Consider the following 3,455-nt stretch of genomic DNA (forward strand, 5'->3'; position numbering starts at 1 on the left):
GGAGGACGGGGCCGCGGGCGTGGAGAGCGTCGGGCTTCGGCTCGTCAGAGCGCGAAGACCTCCTCGACCAGCGCCTGCTGCTCGGCGGCGTGCCGCTTGGCCGAGCCGACCGCCGGGGACGAGGCGGCCGTACGGGCGACACGGCGCAGACGGGCGTCGCCGCCGGTGCGGCCGATGACGACCTGGAGGTGGTCGACCAGGTTCATCGCGATGAACGGCCAGGCACCCTGGTTGGCCGGCTCCTCCTGCGCCCAGACGAACTGGACGTTGTCGCCGTAGCGGGCCAGCTCCTCCTGGAGCTCGGCCACCGGCAGCGGGTAGAGCCGCTCGACCCGGACGATCGCGGTGTCGGTGACGCCGCGCTCGGCGCGGGCCGCCGCCAGGTCGTAGTAGAACTTGCCGGCGGTGATGACCACCTTGCGGACCTGCGCCGGGTCGACGGTGGAGTCGCCGATGACCGGGCGGAACGAGCCGGACAGGAACTCCTCCGCCGCACTCGCCGCGGCCTTCAGACGCAGCATCGACTTCGGGGTGAAGACGACCAGCGGCTTGTGGTGCGGGTTGTGCGCCTGCCAGCGCAGCAGGTGGAAGTAGTTCGACGGCAGGGTCGGCATCGCGACCGTCATGTTGTTCTGCGCGCACAGCTGGAGGAAGCGCTCCGGGCGGGCGGACGAGTGGTCCGGGCCCTGGCCCTCGTAGCCGTGCGGCAGCAGCAGGGTGACGCCGGAGTGCTGGCCCCACTTCTGCTCGGCGGAGGCGATGTACTCGTCCACCATGGTCTGCGCGCCGTTGACGAAGTCGCCGAACTGCGCCTCCCACATGACCAGCGCGTTCGGGCGGGTCAGCGAGTAGCCGTACTCGAAGCCCATGGCCGCGTACTCCGACAGCAGGCTGTCGTAGACGGTGTAGCGGGCCTGGTCCTCGGTGAGGTACTGCAGCGGGGTGTAGTCCTCGCCGGTCTTGCGGTCGATCAGGACGGCGTGCCGCTGGCCGAAGGTGCCGCGGCGGCTGTCCTGGCCGGCCAGGCGGACCGGGTGGCCCTCCATCAGCAGCGAGCCGATGGCGAGGGTCTCGCCCATCGCCCAGTCGATGGTGTTGTCCTCGACCGAGGCGGCGCGGCGCTGCAGCTGCGGCAGCAGGCGCGGGTGGACGGTCAGCCAGTCCGGGTGGTTGACCTGCGAGGCGGCGATCCGCTTGACCATCTCCTGGGAGATGCCGGTCTGGATGGAGACCGGGAAGTCGGCGACCGGCTTGCCGGCGGTGGCGTCGGCCGGCGCCTGGGCCGCGTCGCGGACCTCGGCGAAGACCTTCTCCAGCTGGCCCTGGAAGTCCTGGAGCGCCTGCTCCGCCTCTTCCATGGTGATGTCGCCGCGACCGATCAGGCCCTCGGTGTACAGCTTGCGCACCGAGCGCTTCTTGTCGATCAGGTCGTACATCAGCGGCTGGGTGAACGACGGGTTGTCGGCCTCGTTGTGACCGCGGCGGCGGTAGCAGATGAGGTCGATCACCACGTCCTTGTGGAACGCCTGGCGGAACTCGAAGGCGAGCCGCGCGACGCGGACCACGGCCTCCGGGTCGTCGCCGTTCACGTGGAAGATCGGGGCCTCGATCATGCGGGCCACGTCGGTGCAGTACATCGAGGAGCGCGAGGACGCCGGGGCGGCGGTGAAGCCGACCTGGTTGTTCACCACGACGTGCACGGTGCCGCCGGTGCGGTAGCCGCGCAGCTGCGACATGTTCAGGGTCTCCGCGACGACGCCCTGGCCGGCGAAGGCCGCGTCGCCGTGGATCTGGATCGGCAGCACCGGGAAGGTGGTGCCGCCCTGGTCCAGGATGTCCTGCTTGGCGCGGGCGATGCCCTCGACGACCGGGTCGACCGTCTCCAGGTGGGAGGGGTTCGCGGCGAGCGAGACCTTGATGGTCTCGCCGTCCAGGCCGGTGAAGGTGCCCTCGGAGCCCAGGTGGTACTTGACGTCGCCGGAGCCGTGCATCGACTTCGGGTCGAGGTTGCCCTCGAACTCGCCGAAGATCTTGCCGTACGGCTTGCCGACGATGTTGGCCAGCACGTTCAGGCGGCCGCGGTGGGCCATGCCGATGACGGCCTCGTCGAGGCGGTGCTCGGCGGCGGAGTCGATGGTCGCGTCCAGCAGCGCGATCAGCGACTCACCGCCCTCCAGCGAGAAGCGCTTCTGGCCGACGTACTTGGTCTGCAGGAAGGTCTCGAAGGCCTCGGCCGAGTTCAGGCGGCGGAGGATCCGCAGCTGCTCCTCGCGCTCGGGCTTCGCGTACGGCTTCTCCAGGCGCTCCTGCAGCCACTTGCGCTGCTTCGGGTCCTGGATGTGCATGTACTCGATGCCGACGGTGCGGCAGTACGTGTTGCGCAGCAGGCCGAGGATGTCGCGGAGCTTCATCATCTTCTGGCCGCCGAAGCCGCCGACGGCGAACTCGCGCTCCAGGTCCCACAGGGTGAGGCCGTGGGTGGTGACGTCCAGGTCGGGGTGCTTGCGCTGCTTGTACTCCAGCGGGTCGGTGTCGGCCATCAGGTGGCCGCGGACCCGGTAGGAGTGGATCAGCTCCATGACGCGCGCGGTCTTGTTGACCTCGTCGTCGTGGGTGGTGGCGACGTCGGTGGCCCAGCGGACCGGCTCGTACGGGATCCGCAGCGACTCGAAGATCTCGTCGTAGAAGCCGTTCTCGCCGAGCAGCAGGCGGTGGATCTCGCGCAGGAACTCGCCGGACGCCGCGCCCTGGATGACGCGGTGGTCGTAGGTCGAGGTCAGCGTCATGATCTTGGAGACGCCCAGGCGGGACAGGGTCTCCGGGGCGGAGCCCTGGAACTCGGCCGGGTACTCCATGGCGCCGACGCCGACGATGGTGCCCTGGTTCTGCATCAGGCGCGGCACGGAGTGCACGGTGCCGATGCCGCCGGGGTTGGTCAGCGAGACCGTGACGCCGGTGAAGTCGTCCATGGTCAGCTTGTTGGCGCGGGCCCGGCGGACGATGTCCTCGTAGGCCTGCCAGAAGCCGAAGAAGTCGAGCGTCTCGGCCTTCTTGATGGCCGCGACGACCAGCTGGCGGTCGCCGTTCGGCTTGACCAGGTCGATGGCCAGGCCGAGGTTGACGTGCTCCGGCTTGACCAGGAAGGCCTTGCCGTTCTCCACCTTGTAGCTGTAGTTCATGCCCGGGGCGGCCTTGATGGCCTGGACCAGGGCGTAGCCGATCAGGTGGGTGAAGGAGACCTTGCCGCCGCGGGCGCGCTGCAGGTGGTTGTTGATGACGATGCGGTTGTCGATCAACAGCTTGGCCGGCACGGCGCGGACCGAGGTCGCGGTCGGCACCTCCAGCGAGGCGTCCATGTTGGTGGCGACGGCCTTCGCCGGGCCGCGGAGCTGGATCAGCTCGGGGCCGGCGGCGGCAGCGGTCTCGGCCGGCGCCGGGGCGGCGGCCTTGGGGGC

Annotated in this window: 1 protein-coding gene; it reads right to left on the reverse strand. The window is 69.7% G+C overall.

All coding sequences use genetic code 11. From position 1 onward, the window contains the following. Positions 1 to 44 precede the first annotated feature (44 nt). On the reverse strand, positions 45 to 3,455 hold a 3,411-nt coding region (locus ACFU6K_RS34335), incomplete at its 5' end, for a multifunctional oxoglutarate decarboxylase/oxoglutarate dehydrogenase thiamine pyrophosphate-binding subunit/dihydrolipoyllysine-residue succinyltransferase subunit (RefSeq protein ID WP_380669812.1).

The sequence above is a fragment of the Kitasatospora sp. NPDC057512 genome (assembly GCF_042802135.1).
Lineage (GTDB): Bacteria > Actinomycetota > Actinomycetes > Streptomycetales > Streptomycetaceae > Kitasatospora.